This window comes from Mycobacterium sp. NGS24 (assembly GCF_059813065.1).
The window spans coordinates 140,607-159,132 of sequence record NZ_JCALDW010000005.1; the positions used below are offsets into that span (position 1 = coordinate 140,607).

Here is an 18,526-nt window from a genome sequence, read left to right on the forward strand (position 1 = left end):
CGGACCGGGTCAGCGGTCGGCGCGGGGCCCGTAGTTCGGCGGCGGCGACAGCGGGGTGGCTTCGACCGCCGGTGCGCTGCCGTGGCGGCCGGACGATGCCGCACCGTTGGTCTGTGCGAGCAGGTCGCGGATCTCTTCGAGGAGGACGACCTGTGCGTCGTCGGCCTGCTCGACTTCACCCTGCCTGCGCAACTTGCTGTACGGCAGCACAACCAGGAAGTACACCACCGCAGCCACCAGCAGGAAATTGATTGCGGCCGACAGCACCACGTTGAGGTCGATGAATTGATCGGTGCCCGGAATCTGGATTTTCAGAAGTCCGTGTTCCTGCTTCTGGTTCATGCCGATCGAGCTGACCAGCGGTTTGATGATGCTGTCGGTGAAGGCGGTGACCAGCGCGGTGAACGCGGTACCGATGACCACTGCAACGGACAGGTCGACGATATTGCCGCGCGAGAGAAACTCTTTGAACCCTTTGAGCATGGGGACGTCCTTTCTGCAGCGGGCATCCGATGATCCCGGAATTTGACCCCAGGAAAAATTTAACTCAGTTGGTGGCGTTTGCCACGACCCCCTCCGTGTCGTCCCGCCCGGAGTGCACGCAATCGATCAATGTCGAGAAGGCATGACGGGCCGCGCAGTCCGGTAGACCGGCCAGTTCCGCGTGAGCCAGATCGGCGTACCGCGCCGCGCCGGGGTGGGACGCGAGGTGCGATACGGTGCCGACCAGCCGGCCCAGTCGCGACAGCCGCTGCACGGTGCCGTCGGGCGCCCCGGCGCACAGGGCGCCCAGCTGTCCGCAGGCGGCGATCAACGAGCCGGAGCGCTCTTGCGCCACCCGCAGCTGATGTTCGGCGGGATCGACGGTCGCCGCGCTGCCGCGGGTTGCGCGCAGCTGTCCGGTCACCAGCTCGCCGAAGGTCTCCGCGATCACCGAGAAAGCCTCCGGACCCAGCCGCGAACCCAGCCGGGACGCCACCGCGTACCGGTAGTCGCCCGCGAGGATCGCCAGGTTGCTGTTCCAGCGGGCGCCGGCGTCGTCGGCCACGTCGGCATCGTCGGCGACGCCCGCGTGACACAACGTCGCCAGGTGGATCAGCTCGAGCGCGGCTCCGACGACGCTGACCTGCCAGGCGTCCGATTCGGGGCCGAGCTGCGCCGCCAGCACCGTGAAGAGCGGCCGGAGCTGAGTGCGTTCGTCGGCAAACGGATGCTGCATAGCATCGCGAATCATGTCGTCACCCAGGGCGAGCTCGCTGCTCATCAGCTCCTCGATGCGGGCGACACCGTCGCGCACGCCGGCGGCGAATCGGGAGTCGTCGAGCTGCAGACACTCGAGCGCGCTCCCCGGTGCAATGCTCACCGGTCCAACAGTAGGGGGTGCGCCGCCGCGACGCCGTTTTGCGTTGGCACGGCACGGATTCGCCGTCAGTGCAAAACGAGGGTCACCGTCTGGCCCAGCGCCGCTCCCGCCACCGCCGCTGCCAACCGGGCCGGCAGTGCCACCAGCACCACCCGATCGTTGCCCGGCCCCAGGGCCTTCTGCTGGGCGGAGATCAGGACCACGATCGCGTCGGTGGCCAGCAACCGCGAGGGGGTGGCCGCGTCGGATGCCGGCGCGGCCAGCACGTCGACGACGTCGCCGACCCGCACCAGGTCGATCAGGGCGGCGTCGGCCAGATGCAGCGGCACGATCCGGGCGTTGGGCCCGGCGGCGGAATCGGCCAGCCGGCTGCCCAGTAGCCGCAGGTCGGTGAGCACTTCGCCGCGCCGAGTGGGACTGGCCAGCGTCGATCCGAGCACGACCTCGAGCTTGCCCTGAGATCCATCGGGAACCGTTGCCGCCGAACGCTTTTCGAGCCGGACATCATCGGCGCTGAGTGCGGTGCCGGACTTCAGGTCACGGGCGGCCACCAATACGTCGACCCGGTCACCGTCCGGGTTCGAACGCACCGCGGCAACGCAGGCGAGGACGACGAGGGCGCCGGCGGCCACCCGGCGGGCCCGCACAGTCCGCATCCAGTCCGGCCGCAGCACGGTCGAAATGCGGTTCAGCAGTGAGGGATTGAGTGAGGCCGATTCCCGCACCTCCCCAGGGTAGGCAGGGTGGGGCCAGGCTGGTTGCGCGTCGCAGGCCGGTTGTGGATAACTAGCTGGCGGAGCTGGCCGCGGCCGCCTTGGAACTGCCGGCCTTGTCGCCCGAGCCTGCTGATTTGCTGTCACTGGAACTCGAAGACTTGGCGTCCGCGGACCCCGAGTCGCTCGTCGAGGAGCCGTTGGTCGAACTCTTCTCTTTCTTGCCGGCCTCGCGACTGTCGGTGCGGTAGAACCCGCTGCCCTTGAACACGACCCCGACCGAGTTGAACAACTTGCGCAGTCGGCCTGAGCACTGGTCACAGGTCGTCAGGGCATCGTCAGTGAAGGCCTGCACCTTGTCGAAGCGGTTGTCGCATTCGGTGCACGCGTAGCTGTACGTGGGCACAAGAACCTCCGGGTGAATGTAAGTCTGCTGCGTTAGCACTCTACCGTCTCAAGTGCTAGAACCGCCACGTGTTGCCGGTCATTCCCGGATCGGCAGCGCGAGCAGGCCCCGCGCGGGGGTCAGCACATGGCTCATCGGCACGTCATGCGGCTCCGACGGCAACTCGTCGACCAATTCCACATCGCGGACCACCGCCACCAGCGCCGCCCGCGGATCTCGCGCCGGCAGGGATCGGTCGTAAAAACCGCGACCGCGGCCCAATCGCACACCGCGCCGGTCGACCGCCAGGGCGGGCAGCAGCACCATCCCGGCCTCGCTCAGCGCACTCGCCGGCAGCCACGGCCCGGGCGGCTCGAGGAGTCCCCAGCGCCCGGTCCTCAGCGCGCCAGGGGAATATTCGCCCCATGACAACGGCAGCGCGGTGTCGTCCGGACCGGTGCGCGCCACTGGCAACAGCACCCGCCCGGCGCGGCGCAGCAACACGTCGAGCATGTCGATCGATCCGGGTTCGGTGCCGACCGGAACATACGCACAGACGGTGACACCGCTGGTCACCACCTGTTCCAGCTGCCGGATCAGCATTTCGGCCTCGGCGGCGCGGACGCCGGCCGCAACGTGCCGGCGAGCCCGAGCCAGCTGGCTGCGCAACGCGGCCTTGCCCGCCGTGGTCATGGTGCTAACGATGACAGACCCCCGGCGGGCGCGGTGTTCTCGCCGACCGCGCGGCCGGTGCGGGCTATGGTTGTGAACGATGTCACGACCGCAAACATCGATCCCGTTCACCGCGATCGTTCCCGCCGCCGGCCTAGGAACCAGGTTCCTGCCCGCGACCAAGACAGTGCCCAAAGAGCTGTTGCCCGTCGTGGACACCCCCGGCATCGAGTTGGTGGCCGCCGAGGCGGCCGACGCCGGCGCCGAACGCCTGGTGATCATCACCTCCGAGGGCAAGGACGGTGTCGTCGCGCACTTCGTCGAGGACCTGGTGCTGGAAGGCACCCTGGAAGCGCGGGGCAAGAAGGCCATGCTGGCCAAGGTCCGTCGCGCCCCGGCGCTGATCAAGGTCGAGTCGGTGGTGCAGGCCGAGCCGTTGGGCCTGGGGCACGCGATCAGCTGCGTCGAGCCCACCCTGATGCCCGACGAGGACGCCGTCATGGTGCTGCTGCCGGATGACCTGGTGCTGCCGACCGGGATCCTGGAGACGATGTCGCAGGTCCGGGGCCAGTACGGCGGCACGGTGCTGTGTGCCATCGAGGTCTCGCCCGAGGAAATCAGCGCCTACGGCGTGTTCGACGTCGACCCGCTGCCCGACACCACCGACGTCCTGCGGGTCAAGGGCATGGTCGAGAAGCCCAAGACCGAGGACGCGCCGTCGTTGCTCGCCGCCGCCGGTCGCTACGTGTTGGACCGGGCGATCTTCGATGCGCTGCGCCGCATCGACCGGGGTGCCGGTGGCGAGGTGCAGCTCACCGATGCCATCGCGTTGCTGATCTCCGAAGGGCATCCGGTACACGTCGTCGTTCATCGCGGATCCCGACACGACTTGGGAAATCCCGGCGGCTACCTCAAGGCTGCGGTTGACTTTGCATTGGATCGTGATGACTACGGCCCGGACTTGCGGCGGTGGTTGGTGGCGCGATTGGGCCTGACCGAACAGCAGTAGGCGCTCGGGTCCGGTTCGCCAGACCGCGCCCGCCACTTTGGGGGCAGGAAGGCGCTGCACTGTGCGTTCTGTGGAGGAGCAACAGGCCCGGATATCGGCGGCCGCGGTGGCCCCGAGGCCGATCAAAGTCGCCATCGCCGAGGCGCAGGGACTGCTGTGTGCCGAAGAGGTGGTGACCGAACGTCCGCTGCCCGGCTTCGACCAGGCTGCCATCGACGGGTACGCAGTGCGCAGCGTCGACGTGCTCGGCGTCGGTGACGGTGGCGCGAGTGAACCCATAGCGGCCGTCGCCGACGACGGCAGCGTCGAAGCCCGTGCCGTCGTGACCCTGCCGGTGATGGGGACGATCGAGGCCGGGGCCCGCACGCCCAGCCGGCTGCAGCCGCGCCAGGCCGCCCGGGTACAGACCGGGGCGCCGTTGCCCACCCTGGCCGACGCGGTGTTGCCGCTGCGCTGGACCGACGGCGGCATGAACCGGGTGCGGATCCTGCGCGGTGCGCCGTCCGGCGCCTACGTGCGGCGCGCCGGCGACGACGTGCAGCCCGGCGACGTGGCGGTGCGGTCGGGCACCATCATCGGCGCTGCTCAGGTCGGATTGCTGGCGGCGGTGGGCCGTGAACGGGTGCTGGTGCATCCGCGCCCGCGGTTGTCGGTGATGGCCGTCGGCGGCGAACTCGTCGACATCTCGCGCAATCCGGGCAACGGGCAGGTCTACGACGTCAACTCCTACGCGCTGGCGGCGGCCGGCCGCGACGCCGGCGCCGAGGTCAACCGCGTCGGCATCGTCAGCAACAACCCCAAGGAACTCGGCGAGATCGTCGAAGGCCAGCTCAACCGGGCTGAAGTGCTGGTGATCGCCGGGGGAGTAGGTGGTGCGGCGGCCGAGGCGGTGCGTTCGGTGCTGTCCGAACTCGGTGACATGGAGGTGGTGCGGGTCGCCATGCACCCCGGCTCGGTTCAGGGCTTCGGGCAGCTCGGCCGCGACGGTGTGCCGACCTTCCTGTTGCCCGCCAACCCGGTCAGCGCGCTGGTGGTGTTCGAGGTGATGGTGCGCCCGCTGATCCGGCTCTCGCTGGGTAAGCGGCACCCGATGCGCCGGGTCGTGCAGGCGCGCACCCTGTCACCGATCACGTCGGTGGCCGGACGCAAGGGTTACCTGCGCGGCCAGCTGATGCGCGACCAGGAGAGCGGCGAGTACCTGGTCCAGGCGCTGGGGGGTGCGCCCGGTGCGTCTCACCTGCTGGCCACGCTGGCCGAGGCCAACTGTCTGATTGTGGTCCCCAGCGGCGCCGAGCAGATTCGCACCGGGGAGATCGTCGATGTCGCCTTCCTGGCTCAGCACGGCTGAGCGCGCTTCGGTCCCGTGAACCTGCTGCGATCCAGCTCCCGCCACCCTGGCTGGCCGATGAGTGTCGGTTCGCTGCGCGTCGCCGCCGGGGTGATCCGGTTGCGGCCGGTGCGGATGCGCGACGGCGCACAGTGGAGCCGGATCCGGCTGGCCGACCGCGCGCAGCTCGAACCGTGGGAACCGAGCGCCGACGGCGACTGGGGCATCCGGCACACGGTGGGCGCGTGGCCGGCGGTCTGTTCCGGGTTGCGCGCCGAGGCACGCAAAGGTCGGATGCTGCCCTATGCGATCGAACTCGACGGACGGTTCTGCGGGCAGTTGACCGTCGGCAACGTCGTGCACGGGGCGCTGCGGTCGGCGTGGATCGGCTACTGGGTGTCCAGTGAATGCACCGGCGGGGGCGTGGCGACCGGTGCGGTGGCGTTGGGACTCGACCACTGCTTCGGTCCGGTGATGTTGCACCGCGTAGAGGCCACCGTGCGTCCGGAGAACGCGGCGAGTCGGGCAGTTTTGGCCAAGGCCGGGTTCCGGGAGGAAGGCCTGTTGCGGCGTTATCTCGAGGTCGACCGGGCCTGGCGGGACCATCTGCTGGTCGGGTTGACCGTCGAAGAGGTATACGGCTCGGTCGCATCGACGCTGGTCAGGGCGGGTCACGCCAGCTGGGTCTGACGGTTGCGGGTGCTCGCCTGCCTGAGCGTTGCGGGTCGCCGCCCGTCGAGCGTCACGCCAGCGTGGCGTTCGCTGCCGAGCGTCACGCCAGCGTGGCGCCTGCCGAGCGTTGCGGGTCCTTGCCGCCCGTCGCGGGTCGCCGCCTGCCGAGCGTCGCGGGTCCTTGCCCCGTCGAGCGTCACGCCAGCGTGGCGCCTGCCGAGCGTCACGCCAGCGTGTCGCCTGCCGAGCGTTGCGGGTCGCCGCCCGTCGAGCGTCACGCCAGCGTGGCGTTCGCTGCCGAGCGTCACGCCAGCGTGGCGCCTGCCGAGCGTTGCGGGTCCTTGCCCCGCCGAGCGTCACGCCAGCGTGGCGTTCGCTGCCGAGCGTCACGCCAGCGTGACACCGACGCGGCAATGGTGCACAAGTCGAAATAATTCTGTGGCTAACGTGACATATGTGGCGTGTGATGCTTGGAAAAGGCAAATTACAGGTGTGTAATTGCCCTGGTCACTACAGACCCGGCCGCGCAGGTCACCCGAGGGGCCTCGCGGGGATCGGAACCGAAGAGAGCAGGTCATGATGCCAAGCATCCCGCAGTCGTTGTTGTGGATATCGCTTGTGGTGCTGTGGTTGTTCGTGTTGGTGCCGATGCTGATCAGCAAACGCGACGCTGTCCGGCGCACCAGCGACGTGGCATTAGCCACCCGCGTGCTTAACGGGGTCGCCGGTGCCCGCCTGCTCAAGCGGACCGGACCCGCGGCCGGTCATCGCAGCGACCCGGACTGGAAGCCGGAAGAGGAATGGGAAACCGAGCCGATCGACGGACCGTACGCGGACGCCGACCAGAACCACGACGAGGACATGCCCGTCCTCGACGACGAAGACACCGATGTGGTGATGCGCCGCCGGTCGGTGGTCACTGCGTTGAGCAAGACGGACAAGGTCGAAGAGCCGGCAGAACCCGACTACCTCGACGTCGACGTGATCGACGAAGATGCGGCCGCGCTGCCGGTGGGTGCCAGTGCCCAGGCGGAAGCGACTCCGCAGCCCACGGCCGACGACGCGGCTGAGCAGGACGAGGGGCTTGCCGACGACGAGTACGAATACGTCGACGACTCTTCGGGTTTGGAGCCCGAGGAGGACGAGGTGGACGACGCCCCGCCCGTCTACGCCTCGGGTGTGTCGCGTCGGCGCCGCTATGACAGCAAGACCGCCGCCGCGGTCAGCGCGCGCAAGTACGCCTTCCGCAAGCGGGTGCTGGTCGCGATGGCGCTGGTGCTGGTCGGCTCGGCGATCACCGCCTTCGAAGTGACCGACACGGCATGGTGGATCTGCGGAACCGCCACCACCATCACCCTGTTCTATCTGGCCTACCTGCGTCGACAGACCCGCATCGAAGAAAAGGTGCGTCGCCGCCGGATGAAGCGGATGGCCCGGGCCCGCATGGGCGTCGAGAACACCGAGGACCGCGACTACGACGTGGTGCCGTCCCGGTTGCGGCGCCCCGGTGCAGTGGTCCTGGAAATCGACGACGAGGACCCGATCTTCCAGCACCTGGAATATGCGATGTCCGCCCGCAACTACGGGTGGCCGCGGGACCTGCCGCGCGCCGTCGGGCAGTAGCCGCGCGGTTCGGCCCATCGGGGTGGCGGCTGGTAGCCTGCTAGCGGTCAGGGGCTATGGCGCAGTTGGTAGCGCGACTCGTTCGCATCGAGTAGGTCGGGAGTTCGAATCTCCCTAGCTCCACAGAGTTCCAGCACGTCAGGTCAGCGATCGCTCGGCTCTTTCAACGCCCGTCGCCTGTTCGGCCATAATCACGATGATCTTGGTCGCACAGCGTGGGGGGACATGTGGACGACGGCAGGGCCGGCAGCGCCGAATCCTCGGGATCGGCACGCATGGCGCGCTGGGCAGGTGCGCTCGGGGTACTGCTCCCGGCCCTCGGGATCGTTGTCTATCCGATCTGGTCGTTCCCGCTCACCAGCACGCCGGGCGCCGACGTCGGGCGGTGGGCCGCCACCTACCACGACCGGCTGGTGGCGACGCAGACTCTCTATACGGTCGGTGTAGCCCTGTGGCTGGTGTTCGGGGCGGCGGTCTGGGCTTTCCTGCGGGAGCGCCTACCCTCGGGGTCCCCGCTGCCGCCTGTATTCGCCGCCGGCTTCGTCGCACTGGTCACGCTGATACTCGCCGGGTTCACCGCGTTCAACCTCCTGCTCTACCGCGACCGTGGCGCCGAGCAGGCGACGCTGCTCTACGACCTGACCTTCGGGCTGTTGGCGATGTCCGGAATGCCCACAGCCGTGGCCCTGGGAGCATTCGCCACCGCGGTCTATCGCCACCGGGTGCTGCCGCCCTCAACCGCTCATCTGGCGATCGTTGCTGTCGTTGGGCACGTGCTCCTGCTCGCCGCTTTCATCGTTCACGACGGTCCGTTGTCACTCGAAGGTTTCTTGACCACCTGGGGGATCCCGATCTTGCTGTTCGCCTGGATACTGCGAACCGCCTTGACAATTCCCCGCCGCTCCCACTGACCCGCCGGGTTCGTCAACGCCCGCGAAATCGTGGATACTGGTAGAAATCGGTTCAGAAACGATGCCGAGCGGCTCGATTCCGGCCAAGAGTGAGGCAATGCCCACCGTTCTGCTCGATACCACAGACCTAGACCACGCCCAGAGCGCGTTGAGCGCAAACTTCTCCAGGATGCACATCCACGCGAAGTCTGGGGCGCAATCCACTTCGATGCGGGTGGAGCGGCATTTCGTCGGACCTGTCTGCATCGATTCCGCCGACTACGGCCGTGATTTCAGCTACGCCATGGACCCTCCCGAACAGATCCTGGTGTGCCAGGTGGTCTCCGGTCTGCTCGAAGCGGGCCACGCACGGCAGCCGGTTGCCCGGTATCGACCCGGGGACTTCTACGCGTTCGGGGCCGTCGACGGCGCGTCCTACAACGGCCGCGTCCGGCCGGGGCACTACAACCACCTCGTCGTGAACCGCAAGGAGTTGAGTACGTTCGCGGCGGCATACCGCGGCGCCGATACCCCGGTCCACCTGACCGGATCTGTTCCCGTGTCGAGGTCGGCCGGCCAACGCCTCACCAAGGGCATCAGTCATGCGCATCGTCTTGCCGCCCGCGGCGACGCCGAGGCCAACCCGCTACTCGGTGCCCGATTGGCGCGCTACCTGGTGAGCTTGCTGTTAGCCACGTTTCCGACTACCGCGGTGCCGGAACCCGCCGTCGAGCACCAACTCGACAGTGCGACGATGCGCCGTGCCGCGGCATTCATCGACGACAATGCCCACACCGACATTTCGCTGAGTGATATCGCGGCGGCGGTGTACGTCACGCCGCGGACCTTGCAGTACACCTTCCGCAAGCACCAGGACTGCACCCCGATGGAATACGTCCGGCGGGTGCGCCTGGGTTACGCCCACCTCGACCTGCTGGCCGGTGACCCCGCCACCGTCACCGTCGGCGATGTCGCCCGGCGCTGGGGGTTCGGGCACGTCGGACGTTTCGCGGTCTACTACCGGCAGACCTACGGCCAGAGTCCGCACGTCACCCTGCGCAGCTGACCCCGCTAATCCGAACTGCCGTCGCGCTCAGCTGAGAACAGTTCCGCTGCAACGGGTTTGGTCGCATACGTGCGCGCTCCGGACGTGACCGTCAGAACGAATTGAGTCGGTTCCGAAGTGGTGCCCTCGGCGAAATGCTGAGCGTGCTGCAGTTCGGTCAGGAAGACGGCGGTACCGCCCGGCGGGATGTCGTGCGGAATCTCGGCCCCCGCGATCGGCTTCTCCAACGGCACCAACGACGTGCCGTCTGCATCGGAGCGGATGGCCCACCCAGCAACGTGAAAAGCCAGTCGGCCCGCGTTGACGACCTTCACGCCGATGATCGTGTCCTCGGGCCGTTCGGCGGCATTGGCCAGCGCCTCGCGCACGTCGCTGCCGGCGTCGTTGGTCACCAGCCCGTCGGGCGTCAATCGACCGACCAGGGGCGTGAGTTTCGGCCGCGGTCTGTGGCGCAGGAATGTGCCGAGCTGCCAGCCCAGTGCGATCACCGCCAGCACGGTCCCGACCAGACCGAGGACGAATCCGGCGACGCTCACTGCCCAACCCTGATGTCATCCATGGCGCCAACGCTACTGGCATGGATCTGGGAGCCCGGGGCGAAGGCTGATGACTAACAAAAATTCCGCTGAGCATTCGCTGAGATCGGGGTTTTGGGCTCGGTTCCGGCGCCCGATCACCCCTAGTGTCAGACCGATGAGCACCAAGTACTACTTGCGCAAGGTACCCGTCGAATCCGTCGAGCCGGGATTCTCACTGGCCATTCCGAACGGCGGCAAGTATCGGCTTTTCCAGGTCGAATGCACTCAGATGTCTTATCGCAGTGGACAACCCGCGCTGATTTCGCTGATTTCGAAGGGCCATCCCGACCAGGTGCTGGAGTACGAATTCGGCACACCGGTGGTCCGGCTCTTCGGCGTGTGCGAAGCTGCTGCGTCGTAGCTCTCAATCCGGCTTGGCTGCGGTGACGAACTGCAGGGCACGCTGGGCGTGCTGCTCGATGTCGATCAAACCGGCGGAGGAGAACAGGTCGACGAAGGCGTGCCCGTCGAACATAGTCAGTCCGATCGCCCGCGCGGTGGTTTTGAGGGCGAAGCTGATCGGCTGGGGTTGATCGGCGTAGCTGGTCAGGATGGCGATGCGACCGCCCGGACGCAGCACCCGCACCATTTCGTGGGCGACCCGAAACGGTTCGGGGATCAGGTACAGGGCGCCGAAACAGCAGACCGCGTCGAAGGTTTCGTCGTCGAACGGCAGATCGCGGGCGTCGCCGCGCACGTAGCAGGTGCGCGGGCCGCTGTTGTCCTGCACGGCCCGGGTCAACATCGGTTCGGAGATGTCGAACCCGACCGCGAGGCTGCCGGTGGCCAGCTTTGCAGCCAGCGGTGCGGTGAAATTGCCGGGCCCGCAGGCAACGTCGAGCAGCCGCGTCGCGCTGCGCAATTGTAGGGCGGTCGCCGCGCGTCGCTGCTCGGCTCCGGTGGTGACCCCGCTGGCCAGGTAGAACGATGTCGGTCGCCACAGCCGCTCATAGACCGTCGCGACCAGCGGACTGTTCATCGCAAGCTGCGCGACCGTCGGGACGGGACTCGCCGTGGATTCACCCAGCACATCGAGGTAGCCGTACCGCAACACGGCGGGCTTGTTGAGCAGACCGCGAGTCAACTCGAGTCGGTCCTGGTTATCGATCATCGTCGGTTCATCCCTCCCGTCGCCCAGGCTAGTGCCCGTGTTTGCAGGGTCGGCAACCTTACCCATAACGTGGGCCATAGCCTGGGGCCGCAGCAGGCCCCGGAGGGGTGGCGGAATTGACCGGCGTGGGGATCGCGGAACTCGCGGAAATGGACATCTTTCAGGGATGCCCTGTCGAGGACCTGTTGCCGCTGGCCGCGTGCCTCGCCCCGTTACATGCCCGCACCGGTCAGGTGTTGATGCGCCAGGGTGAGCAGGCTGTCTCCTTCCTGCTGATCGCGTCCGGCAGCGCCGAGGTGATGCATGTCGGGGACGACGACGCGGTGATCGTGGAGCTAGCGGTGCCGGGCATGATCGTCGGTGAGATCGCTTTGCTGCGCGATATTCCGCGAACAGCGACGATCACCACTCTGGAGCCGTTGACCGGCTGGATCGGCGGCAAGGACGCGCTGACCCAGATGGTGCACGTCCCGGGGATCATGGACCGGTTGGTGCGCACTGTCCGCCAACGCCTCGCCGCGTTCATCACGCCGATCCCGGTCCGGCTCCGAGACGGATCTGAGCTGATGCTGCGTCCGGTGCTGCCCGGAGACAGCGAACGCACGGTGCACGGACACGTCCACTTCTCCAGTGAGACGATCTACCGGCGGTTCATGTCCGCGCGGGTGCCGAACCTGGCGATGATGCAGTATCTGGCCGAGGTCGACTACGTCGACCACTTCGTCTGGGTGATGGTCGACGGCACCGATCCGGTGGCCGACGCACGTTTTGTTCGCGACGCGACGGACCCGACGGTCGCCGAGATCGCGTTCACGGTCGCCGACGCTTATCAGGGACGTGGAATCGGGACTTTCCTGATCGAAGCGCTGTCGGTGGCAGCGCAGGTCGATGGCGTCGAAAGATTCTCTGCGCGAATGCTTTCGGATAATCTGCCGATGCGCACCATCATGGATCGCACCGGCGCGGTATGGCAGCGCGAGGACATCGGTGTCATCGCCACGGTGATCGACGTGCCACGCAAGCTGAGCCTGGACCGCAAGATGGTCGAACGGATCAGGCAGGTCGCCCGGCAAGTCATCGATGTGGTGAGCTGAGTCAGAAGGCTGGCTGGCGCGCGGTGAATCGTGCCGTCACATTGCCGATCGGCGATTCGTCATAGGCGTCGACCGCGCTCGGCTGACCACCTTCGCTGAGGTAGAGACCGTCGAGTTCAACCCAGATCGCATTCGGGCTGGTGATCAATTGAAAGAAGTACAACCGATCGGTGAGATCGGACTCCGGCAGCAGCGCAAGGTAATTCGCCGCCCGCTGGAAGCGGTCGACGGGATTGACGTTTCCGCGCAACGGCATATCTCGGCTGGAATGGGAAAAGTATTGTCGCGAAAGCAATTCGCGTCGCTTGTTGTAGCTGGGATCGTTGGTCATCAGGGTGTATTGACGGCCTTGGTGCACCGCCATCTGGCCGTGGTCGAATCCGATGCTCGCGGAGTCGCCGGCGGCGTCCTCGAGGGCCAGGCGCAGCGTGCCCTGGCGTCCGCGGGCACCGACCATCACCAGCTGCACCTCATCCATCAAACTGAGCGCCTCGGCGACGGTGCCGGCCTGGTCGAGCAGGCATTGCGCCTGCAGGCCGGTGTGCAATGCCGGTCTGGCGGGTCGCGCGAGCCGACATCGGTGGATTTCAGGTACAGCGCAGGCGCGGCCAAGCCGTGTTCGTTGACGCCGTCCACGGTTCCGATGCCGTAGACGATGATGACCAGGCCGCCGTACCGACTGGTCCAGCGCCTGGCACTGTCGGCGACCACCGGCTGCCCGCCCAGCAACCCGCTGCCGCGCGGAAACGCCACGATCAGCGGTTCGGTGGTCTCCCGCCAATCCATGCTCCGGCCGCACAGAACGGGATGGCCGTCGGTATTCCACAGCACTCGGGTGCACACGACCGCCGAGCTACCGGACTCCGCCCGGCACCCGTGATATCAACGATCATGCGGCCGTCGTGGATTGGCCCCCCGCTGGTGGTCCTGCTGGCCGCATGCGGCCCGCAGAGCGCACCGCCGCCCGTGTCCTCGTCGTCGTCTCCGGAGCCACCGACTGTCGCGGTAACCCCGGCAAATATCAGGCGGGTTGCCCGCGAGCTGCCGCCCGGGTACGAGGTGACGCAGGTGCCACGCGCGCCGTCGCCGCGGGCAATCTGGGGACTCGGTGCCGATACTGCGGCGGATCCTGCGGCCTGCACCACGCTGTCCGATCCGGCCGGCGGCCGCGAAAAGTCCGCCCAGGGCGTTTCCGGGTCGGGGTCGGGCGGCATCGTGGATGCGGTGGTGGTGGCGCTGCCGAGGCCCGCGCAACTGGACCACCATGTCGTAACCGGTTGCGCGCACTGGGATCTGACTGCGGGGCGCACTGTCGCGAGTATCGCGCTGATCGATGCGCCGCACATTGACGGCGCGCAAACCGTCGGCATGGTCGCCGACATCCGGTCGGCCGTCGAGTCGGGCAGCGAAATCGCCTCCCGGGCATACACATTCGGCGCCTATCTGGGCGATTTCTACGTATTCACCACGTTGACCAACGACCCGGGCTCGATGCTGCCGGCGCTGCCTGCGCAGTACGCCGCCGATCTGCTGGTCAAAACCGTGTCGACGTTACGCAGCTGAGCATCCGCGTTGGGTAGATTGGCGACGATGTTCAAGCTGGTGCTCGCCCTCGGATCGGTGTGCGTCCTGGTCGGCTGTTCGCCGGATTCCAAGTCCGCGCAGCCGATCAAGGCCGACATCGCCAAGATCGCGGAGGCGAAGTCCACCTTCGGGCCGGAATTCAAGGTCACCCACATCACGCCGCAGGCGATCGATCCCCAGTTTTTCGCCGCCCGCAAGCTGCCCGACGGGCTCACCTTCGATCCGGCGAGTTGCGCCAAGGCAGCGGTCGGGCCGGACATGCCGCCGGGCCTGCAGGGCAACATGGCCGCCATCTCAGCCGAAGGCAACGGCAACCGGTTCGTGGCGATCGCGATGGAAACCTCCACCGCGCTGCCGGTCAACGATCCCGGCAAGGACTGCGCGCGCGTGGGCTTCGCCGGTGCTCAGCTGCGCGGCGCGATCGAAGTCGTCGACGCACCCCACATCGACGGGGTCCACACCCAGGGCGTGCACCGCGTGCTGCAGGCACTCCTTCAGGGCGCGGCCCGCACCGGCGAACTGTACGACTATTCCGCGCAATTCGGGGACTACCAGGTGATCGTGATCGCCAACCCGCTGGTGATACCGGGTCAGCCGGTGGCCAAAGTCGACACCCAGCGCGCCCGCGACCTACTGGTCAAAGCGGTTGCCGCAGTGCGCGGTTGACGCTTGGGATCTATCGCACATTGCGGGGGCGGAACTGGATGCTCACGCGTGGACCCGCCGACGCCGACGTCTTGGGCACCGAATGCTCCCAGGTGCGTTGGCACGAGCCGCCCATCACCAGCAGATCCCCGTGCGCCAGCGGCAGGCGCAGCGACGGCCCGCCGCCCCGCGGACGCATGGCGAAGGTGCGGGTCGCGCCAAGGCTGAGGATCGCCACCATGGTGTCTTCGGAGCTGCTGCGCCCGACCGTGTCGCCGTGCCACGCCACGCTGTCCGATCCGTCGCGGTAGCAACACAGCCCGATGGTGGTGAACGGCTCACCCAGTTCTCCGCCGTAGATGTCGTTGAGTCGACGCCGCAGCCGGGACAACTCGGGATGCGGTGGATCCTCGACGGTCAGGTCATGAAAGCTGACCAGTCGAGGCACGTCGACCACCCGGTCGTACATCTGCCGGCGCTCGGCCCGCCACGGCACGCAGGTCAGCAGTGCTTCCAGCAGACCATCACAGCCGCGCAGCCAGTTCGCCCGGACATCGATGAAAGCACCGTCGCCGAGGAATCGTCGCTCGTTGTGCTCGAATAGCGAGCCCTGAACCGCGATCGCCACGGGCCGAGTTTATCGCACATCAGTTCGATGTCGCGCCTGCTGGCCCCGGCGCGGCTACCGTTTGAGGCGTGTCAGCGGCGTGGGGGACCAATTCCGAGGTGGGGACGTTGCGGGTCGCCATCCTGCACCGGCCGGGCGACGAACTGCGTCGACTCAACCCGCGCAACAACGACCAACTGTTGTTCGACGGGTTGCCCTGGGTTTCGCGTGCGCAGGACGAACATGATCAGTTCGCTGACGTGCTGCGATCGCGCGGCGTGGAAGTACTGCTGCTCGCACAGCTGTTGACCGAGGCGCTGCAGCACAGCGGTGCCGCGCGGATGCAGGGGGTTGCCGCGGCCGTCGACACGCGCCGACTCGGAACGCCTCTGGCGCAATCACTTTCGTCCTACCTGCGCGGACTCAAACCTGAGGCGCTGGCCCACGTGCTGACGGCCGGACTGACCTTCGACGAATTGCCGGCCGCTACCCGTCCCGAGGTTTCCCTGGTGTTGCGCATGCAGCACGGCGCGGACTTTGTCATCGACCCGCTGCCCAACCTGGTGTTCACCCGTGACTCGTCGATCTGGATCGGGCCACGGGTGGTGATTCCGTCGCTGGCCCTGCGGGCGCGGGTCCGCGAGGCGTCGCTGACCGACATCATCTATGCCCACCACCCGCGGTTCACCGGCGTGCGGCGCGCCTACGAATCGCGCACCGCTCCGGTCGAGGGTGGTGATGTGCTGCTGCTGGCGCCGGGGGTGATCGCGGTGGGGGTGGGGGAGCGAACCACCCCGGCCGGTGCAGAAGCGTTGGCGCGCAGTCTGTTCGACGACGACCTGGCGCATACCGTGCTGGCGGTGCCGATCGCCCAGCAGCGCGCGCAGATGCATCTGGACACGGTGTGCACCATGGTCGACACCGATGCCGCGGTGATGTACGCCAACGTCGTCGACACGCTCTCGGCCTTCACCGTTGCGCGCACCGCTGAGGGGGTGACCATCAGCGACGCCGTCCCGTTCGTCGCGGCTGCCGCCGAGGCGATGGGGATCGACAAGCTGCGAGTGATCGACACCGGCGACCCGGACGTCGCCGAACGCGAACAGTGGGACGACGGGAACAACACACTGGCGCTCGCGCCGGGTGTTGTCGTCGCCTACGAACGCAATGTGGCGACAAACGCCTGCCTGCAGGACGCCGGCATCGAGGTACTCACCATCGCCGGGTCGGAATTGGGGACGGGGCGCGGCGGGCCCCGGTGCATGTCCTGTCCAGCCGCCCGCGACCCGCTGTGAGCTCTTGTGTCGGGTGGGGCGTCACGCTGGTGTGACGTTCGGCGTCAGCGCCACGCTGGCGTGACGCTCGGCGATAGCGGGGCGACGTTCGGCGATGTGTGGGGGCGTTCGGCGTCTTGCGTCACGCTGGTGTGACGTTCGGCGTTCAGCGTCACGCTGGCGTGACGCTGGGCGACAGCGGGGCGACGTTCGGCGATGTGTGGGGACGTTCGGCGTCCAGCGCCACGCTGGCGTGACGCTGGGCGACAGCGGGGGCGACATTCGGCGATGTGGGGGGTCGTTCGGCGTCCAGCGCCACGCTGGTGTGACGCTCGGCGTTCTGCGTCAGCCTGGCCCGGGCGCTACCGCCAGCTGGGCAGCCAGATCTCCATGTCCCAGGTCTGCTGGGAGATGGGCAATCCGGTCAGCACCGGGAACAGCCACGCGAAGTTGGTCACCACCAATGCCACATAACAGGACACCAGGATCATCCCCAGCGTGCGCCGTTCCTTGTTCTGGCCGGGCTGGTGCAGGATGTCGCCGAGGATCAGCGCGATCGCCATGGCCAGGAACGGGCCCATCGTCGCCGCGTAGAAGAAGTACATCTGCCGGTCGATCTCGGCGAACCACGGCAGCCACCCGGCGCAGTAGCCCACCCACACCGCGGCGTATCGCCAGTCTCGGCGAATGAACATCCGCCAGGACGCATACACCAGCACCGGCACCGCCAGCCACCACATCGCCGGGGTGCCGACCAGCATGACTGCTTTGACACACGATTGGGCGCCGCAGCCCGGCACGTTGTTCTGGTCGATCGCGTACAGCACCGGCCGCAGCGACATCGGCCAGCTCCACGGTTTGGATTCCCACGGGTGATAGTTGCCCGCGGAATTCGTCAGGGTCGAATGGAAGTGGAAGGCCTTCGTGGTGTACCACCACAGCGAGCGGATGGCGTCGGGCAGCGGGACCACGCTGTGCGGACCGATCGTCTGGCCGACCTGGTGACGATCGATCGCCGTCTCGGACGCGAACCACGCCGAATAGCTGGCCAGGTAGACGGCGAAGGGGATCACCAACAGCGCGTATGCGGTGGGGAGCAGGTCGCGGCGCACCGTGCCCAGCCACGGGCGCGGTACCTGATATTGGCGGCGGGCCGCCACATCGAAGGCCAGCGACATGACGCCGAAGAACGCAATGAAATACAACCCGGACCACTTCGTCCCGAACGCCAGCCCGAGCAGCACCCCGGCGCCGAACCGCCACCACCGCACGCCCAGGCGCGGACCCCACACCGTCGCTGCGCAGCGTCCCTCGAGGAACGCGACGTGCATGCGTTGCCGCACCTGGTCGCGGTCGACGATCAGCGCGCCGAATGCGGCGACCACGAAGAATGTCAAGAAGCCGTCCAGCAACGCGGTCCGGGCGGTGACGAAGCTGACGCCGTCGCAGATCACCAGCACGCCGGCGATGCCGCCCACCAGGGTCGAGCGGCTGATCCGGCGCACGATCCGCGTCACCAACACGACCATGATCACGCCCAGCAACGCGCTGGTGAACCGCCAGCCGACGCCGGTGTACCCGAACAGTGCCTCGCCGATTGCGATCAGTTGCTTGCCGACGGGCGGGTGTACCACCAGGCCGAACCCCGGATTGTCTTCCACCCCATGGTTGTTGAGCACTTGCCAGGCCTGCGGCGCGTAGTGCTTCTCGTCGAAGATGGGGGTGCCGGCGTCGGTCGGCGAGCCCAGGTTGAGGAATCGGGTCAGCGCCGCGAACGCAGCGATCACCCCGGTGGTAATCCAGCCGCGCGAACGATCCAGCGGACCGAAGTCGGCGACGGGACGTAACAGCCCGGGGCTGGCCATGGGTATCTGGGGCGTCGCAGGCCGCTCGACGGGGTCCTCCGGCAAGAC

General features: G+C 67.5%; 22 protein-coding genes and 1 tRNA gene. 12 read left to right on the forward strand and 11 right to left on the reverse strand.

The window, feature by feature from the left end; translation table 11 throughout:
* Window positions 1-9: 9 nt before the first annotated feature.
* The 5 genes from mscL to AC5Y6Y_RS09690 form a co-directional block, all read right to left on the reverse strand.
* On the reverse strand, window positions 10-483 hold the full coding sequence (gene mscL / locus AC5Y6Y_RS09670) for a large-conductance mechanosensitive channel protein MscL (RefSeq protein ID WP_463827412.1): 474 nt from the start codon (window positions 481-483) through the stop codon (window positions 10-12).
* Window positions 484-547: 64 nt separating this feature from the next.
* Window positions 548-1,363, reverse strand: a complete 816-nt coding sequence (locus AC5Y6Y_RS09675) for a polyprenyl synthetase family protein (RefSeq protein WP_499929770.1) — start codon at window positions 1,361-1,363, stop codon at window positions 548-550.
* 65 nt (window positions 1,364-1,428) lie between these two features.
* A complete protein-coding gene (locus AC5Y6Y_RS09680) occupies window positions 1,429-2,088 on the reverse strand; it encodes an SAF domain-containing protein (RefSeq protein ID WP_499929772.1) in 660 nt (219 codons plus the stop codon).
* 61 nt (window positions 2,089-2,149) lie between these two features.
* Window positions 2,150-2,482 (reverse strand): FmdB family zinc ribbon protein, encoded by a 333-nt coding sequence (locus AC5Y6Y_RS09685; protein ID WP_463827415.1) that lies wholly within the window; start codon window positions 2,480-2,482, stop codon window positions 2,150-2,152.
* Between the two features lie 78 nt (window positions 2,483-2,560).
* Window positions 2,561-3,154 carry a 5-formyltetrahydrofolate cyclo-ligase gene (locus AC5Y6Y_RS09690; RefSeq protein ID WP_499929774.1) on the reverse strand — a complete coding sequence of 198 codons (594 nt, stop codon included), beginning with the start codon at window positions 3,152-3,154 and terminating at the stop codon, window positions 2,561-2,563.
* 79 nt (window positions 3,155-3,233) lie between these two features.
* Between AC5Y6Y_RS09690 and AC5Y6Y_RS09695 the strand changes: the two genes are divergently transcribed.
* The 7 genes from AC5Y6Y_RS09695 (at window position 3,234) to AC5Y6Y_RS09725 (ending at window position 9,720) form a co-directional block, all read left to right on the forward strand.
* The gene (locus tag AC5Y6Y_RS09695) at window positions 3,234-4,142 is read left to right on the forward strand and encodes a UTP--glucose-1-phosphate uridylyltransferase (RefSeq protein WP_499924705.1); all 909 of its coding nucleotides are present in this window, start codon (window positions 3,234-3,236) and stop codon (window positions 4,140-4,142) included.
* Window positions 4,143-4,203: 61 nt separating this feature from the next.
* Window positions 4,204-5,490 carry a molybdotransferase-like divisome protein Glp gene (gene glp, locus AC5Y6Y_RS09700; RefSeq protein WP_463827418.1) on the forward strand — a complete coding sequence of 429 codons (1,287 nt, stop codon included), beginning with the start codon at window positions 4,204-4,206 and terminating at the stop codon, window positions 5,488-5,490.
* A gap of 15 nt (window positions 5,491-5,505) precedes the next feature.
* Complete coding sequence (locus tag AC5Y6Y_RS09705; protein ID WP_463827419.1) at window positions 5,506-6,159, forward strand: GNAT family N-acetyltransferase; 654 nt, start codon at window positions 5,506-5,508, stop codon at window positions 6,157-6,159.
* Between the two features lie 561 nt (window positions 6,160-6,720).
* Window positions 6,721-7,764 (forward strand): divisome protein SepX/GlpR, encoded by a 1,044-nt coding sequence (gene sepX / locus AC5Y6Y_RS09710; RefSeq protein WP_463827420.1) that lies wholly within the window; start codon window positions 6,721-6,723, stop codon window positions 7,762-7,764.
* Between the two features lie 50 nt (window positions 7,765-7,814).
* Window positions 7,815-7,887: transfer RNA gene (locus AC5Y6Y_RS09715), tRNA-Ala, on the forward strand.
* A 104-nt stretch (window positions 7,888-7,991) separates the two neighbouring features.
* Window positions 7,992-8,675: a hypothetical protein gene (locus AC5Y6Y_RS09720; protein WP_499929776.1), complete on the forward strand. Its 684-nt coding sequence runs from the start codon at window positions 7,992-7,994 to the stop codon at window positions 8,673-8,675.
* A 97-nt stretch (window positions 8,676-8,772) separates the two neighbouring features.
* Complete coding sequence (locus AC5Y6Y_RS09725; protein ID WP_499929778.1) at window positions 8,773-9,720, forward strand: helix-turn-helix transcriptional regulator; 948 nt, start codon at window positions 8,773-8,775, stop codon at window positions 9,718-9,720.
* Between the two features lie 5 nt (window positions 9,721-9,725).
* Here AC5Y6Y_RS09725 and AC5Y6Y_RS09730 read toward each other — a convergent pair whose 3' ends face one another.
* Window positions 9,726-10,256 (reverse strand): hypothetical protein, encoded by a 531-nt coding sequence (locus AC5Y6Y_RS09730; protein WP_499929780.1) that lies wholly within the window; start codon window positions 10,254-10,256, stop codon window positions 9,726-9,728.
* A gap of 157 nt (window positions 10,257-10,413) precedes the next feature.
* On the opposite strand from AC5Y6Y_RS09730, the gene AC5Y6Y_RS09735 reads away from it, so the two are divergent.
* Window positions 10,414-10,659 (forward strand): hypothetical protein, encoded by a 246-nt coding sequence (locus tag AC5Y6Y_RS09735; protein ID WP_499924699.1) that lies wholly within the window; start codon window positions 10,414-10,416, stop codon window positions 10,657-10,659.
* A 3-nt stretch (window positions 10,660-10,662) separates the two neighbouring features.
* Here the strand turns inward: AC5Y6Y_RS09735 and AC5Y6Y_RS09740 are convergent, their stop codons facing one another.
* Window positions 10,663-11,409 carry a class I SAM-dependent methyltransferase gene (locus AC5Y6Y_RS09740; RefSeq protein ID WP_499929782.1) on the reverse strand — a complete coding sequence of 249 codons (747 nt, stop codon included), beginning with the start codon at window positions 11,407-11,409 and terminating at the stop codon, window positions 10,663-10,665.
* A gap of 107 nt (window positions 11,410-11,516) precedes the next feature.
* Here AC5Y6Y_RS09740 and pat point away from each other — a divergent pair, with 107 nt between their 5' ends.
* Window positions 11,517-12,503, forward strand: a complete 987-nt coding sequence (gene pat, locus AC5Y6Y_RS09745; RefSeq protein ID WP_499929784.1) for an acetyltransferase Pat — start codon at window positions 11,517-11,519, stop codon at window positions 12,501-12,503.
* Window position 12,504: 1 nt separating this feature from the next.
* Here the strand turns inward: pat and AC5Y6Y_RS09750 are convergent, their stop codons facing one another.
* Entirely contained in the window at window positions 12,505-12,981 is a 477-nt protein-coding gene (locus AC5Y6Y_RS09750) for a linear amide C-N hydrolase (RefSeq protein WP_499929786.1), read from the reverse strand.
* Window positions 12,981-13,289 carry an Ntn hydrolase family protein gene (locus tag AC5Y6Y_RS09755; RefSeq protein ID WP_463827428.1) on the reverse strand — a complete coding sequence of 103 codons (309 nt, stop codon included), beginning with the start codon at window positions 13,287-13,289 and terminating at the stop codon, window positions 12,981-12,983. The genes AC5Y6Y_RS09750 and AC5Y6Y_RS09755 overlap by 1 nt, the downstream gene beginning before the upstream one ends.
* A gap of 105 nt (window positions 13,290-13,394) precedes the next feature.
* On the opposite strand from AC5Y6Y_RS09755, the gene AC5Y6Y_RS09760 reads away from it, so the two are divergent.
* Both AC5Y6Y_RS09760 and AC5Y6Y_RS09765 read left to right on the forward strand, forming a co-directional pair.
* Window positions 13,395-14,066 (forward strand): DUF5642 family protein, encoded by a 672-nt coding sequence (locus tag AC5Y6Y_RS09760; protein ID WP_499929788.1) that lies wholly within the window; start codon window positions 13,395-13,397, stop codon window positions 14,064-14,066.
* 27 nt (window positions 14,067-14,093) lie between these two features.
* Window positions 14,094-14,753 (forward strand): DUF5642 family protein, encoded by a 660-nt coding sequence (locus AC5Y6Y_RS09765; RefSeq protein ID WP_499929790.1) that lies wholly within the window; start codon window positions 14,094-14,096, stop codon window positions 14,751-14,753.
* Window positions 14,754-14,763: 10 nt separating this feature from the next.
* Here AC5Y6Y_RS09765 and AC5Y6Y_RS09770 read toward each other — a convergent pair whose 3' ends face one another.
* Window positions 14,764-15,360 (reverse strand): alpha-ketoglutarate-dependent dioxygenase AlkB, encoded by a 597-nt coding sequence (locus AC5Y6Y_RS09770; RefSeq protein ID WP_463827431.1) that lies wholly within the window; start codon window positions 15,358-15,360, stop codon window positions 14,764-14,766.
* 68 nt (window positions 15,361-15,428) lie between these two features.
* On the opposite strand from AC5Y6Y_RS09770, the gene arcA reads away from it, so the two are divergent.
* A complete protein-coding gene (gene arcA, locus AC5Y6Y_RS09775) occupies window positions 15,429-16,634 on the forward strand; it encodes an arginine deiminase (RefSeq protein WP_499929792.1) in 1,206 nt (401 codons plus the stop codon).
* A 341-nt stretch (window positions 16,635-16,975) separates the two neighbouring features.
* Here arcA and AC5Y6Y_RS09780 read toward each other — a convergent pair whose 3' ends face one another.
* A complete protein-coding gene (locus AC5Y6Y_RS09780; protein WP_463827512.1) occupies window positions 16,976-18,478 on the reverse strand; it encodes a dolichyl-phosphate-mannose--protein mannosyltransferase in 1,503 nt (500 codons plus the stop codon).
* Between the last annotated feature and the right edge of the window lie 48 nt (window positions 18,479-18,526).

Bases quoted from the DNA above. Each gene is read 5' to 3' on its own strand.
- AC5Y6Y_RS09690 (WP_499929774.1), bottom strand. From the start codon at position 3,154: ATGACCACGGCGGGCAAGGCCGCGTTGCGCAGCCAGCTGGCTCGGGCT.
- AC5Y6Y_RS09725 (WP_499929778.1), top strand. From the start codon at position 8,773: ATGCCCACCGTTCTGCTCGATACCACAGACCTAGACCACGCCCAGAGC.
- sepX (WP_463827420.1), top strand. From the start codon at position 6,721: ATGCCAAGCATCCCGCAGTCGTTGTTGTGGATATCGCTTGTGGTGCTG.
- AC5Y6Y_RS09735 (WP_499924699.1), top strand. From the start codon at position 10,414: ATGAGCACCAAGTACTACTTGCGCAAGGTACCCGTCGAATCCGTCGAG.
- mscL (WP_463827412.1), bottom strand. From the start codon at position 483: ATGCTCAAAGGGTTCAAAGAGTTTCTCTCGCGCGGCAATATCGTCGAC.
- AC5Y6Y_RS09765 (WP_499929790.1), top strand. From the start codon at position 14,094: ATGTTCAAGCTGGTGCTCGCCCTCGGATCGGTGTGCGTCCTGGTCGGC.
- AC5Y6Y_RS09780 (WP_463827512.1), bottom strand. From the start codon at position 18,478: ATGGCCAGCCCCGGGCTGTTACGTCCCGTCGCCGACTTCGGTCCGCTG.
- AC5Y6Y_RS09760 (WP_499929788.1), top strand. From the start codon at position 13,395: ATGCGGCCGTCGTGGATTGGCCCCCCGCTGGTGGTCCTGCTGGCCGCA.
- AC5Y6Y_RS09740 (WP_499929782.1), bottom strand. From the start codon at position 11,409: ATGATCGATAACCAGGACCGACTCGAGTTGACTCGCGGTCTGCTCAAC.
- AC5Y6Y_RS09695 (WP_499924705.1), top strand. From the start codon at position 3,234: ATGTCACGACCGCAAACATCGATCCCGTTCACCGCGATCGTTCCCGCC.
- AC5Y6Y_RS09755 (WP_463827428.1), bottom strand. From the start codon at position 13,289: ATGGATTGGCGGGAGACCACCGAACCGCTGATCGTGGCGTTTCCGCGC.
- AC5Y6Y_RS09750 (WP_499929786.1), bottom strand. From the start codon at position 12,981: ATGGATGAGGTGCAGCTGGTGATGGTCGGTGCCCGCGGACGCCAGGGC.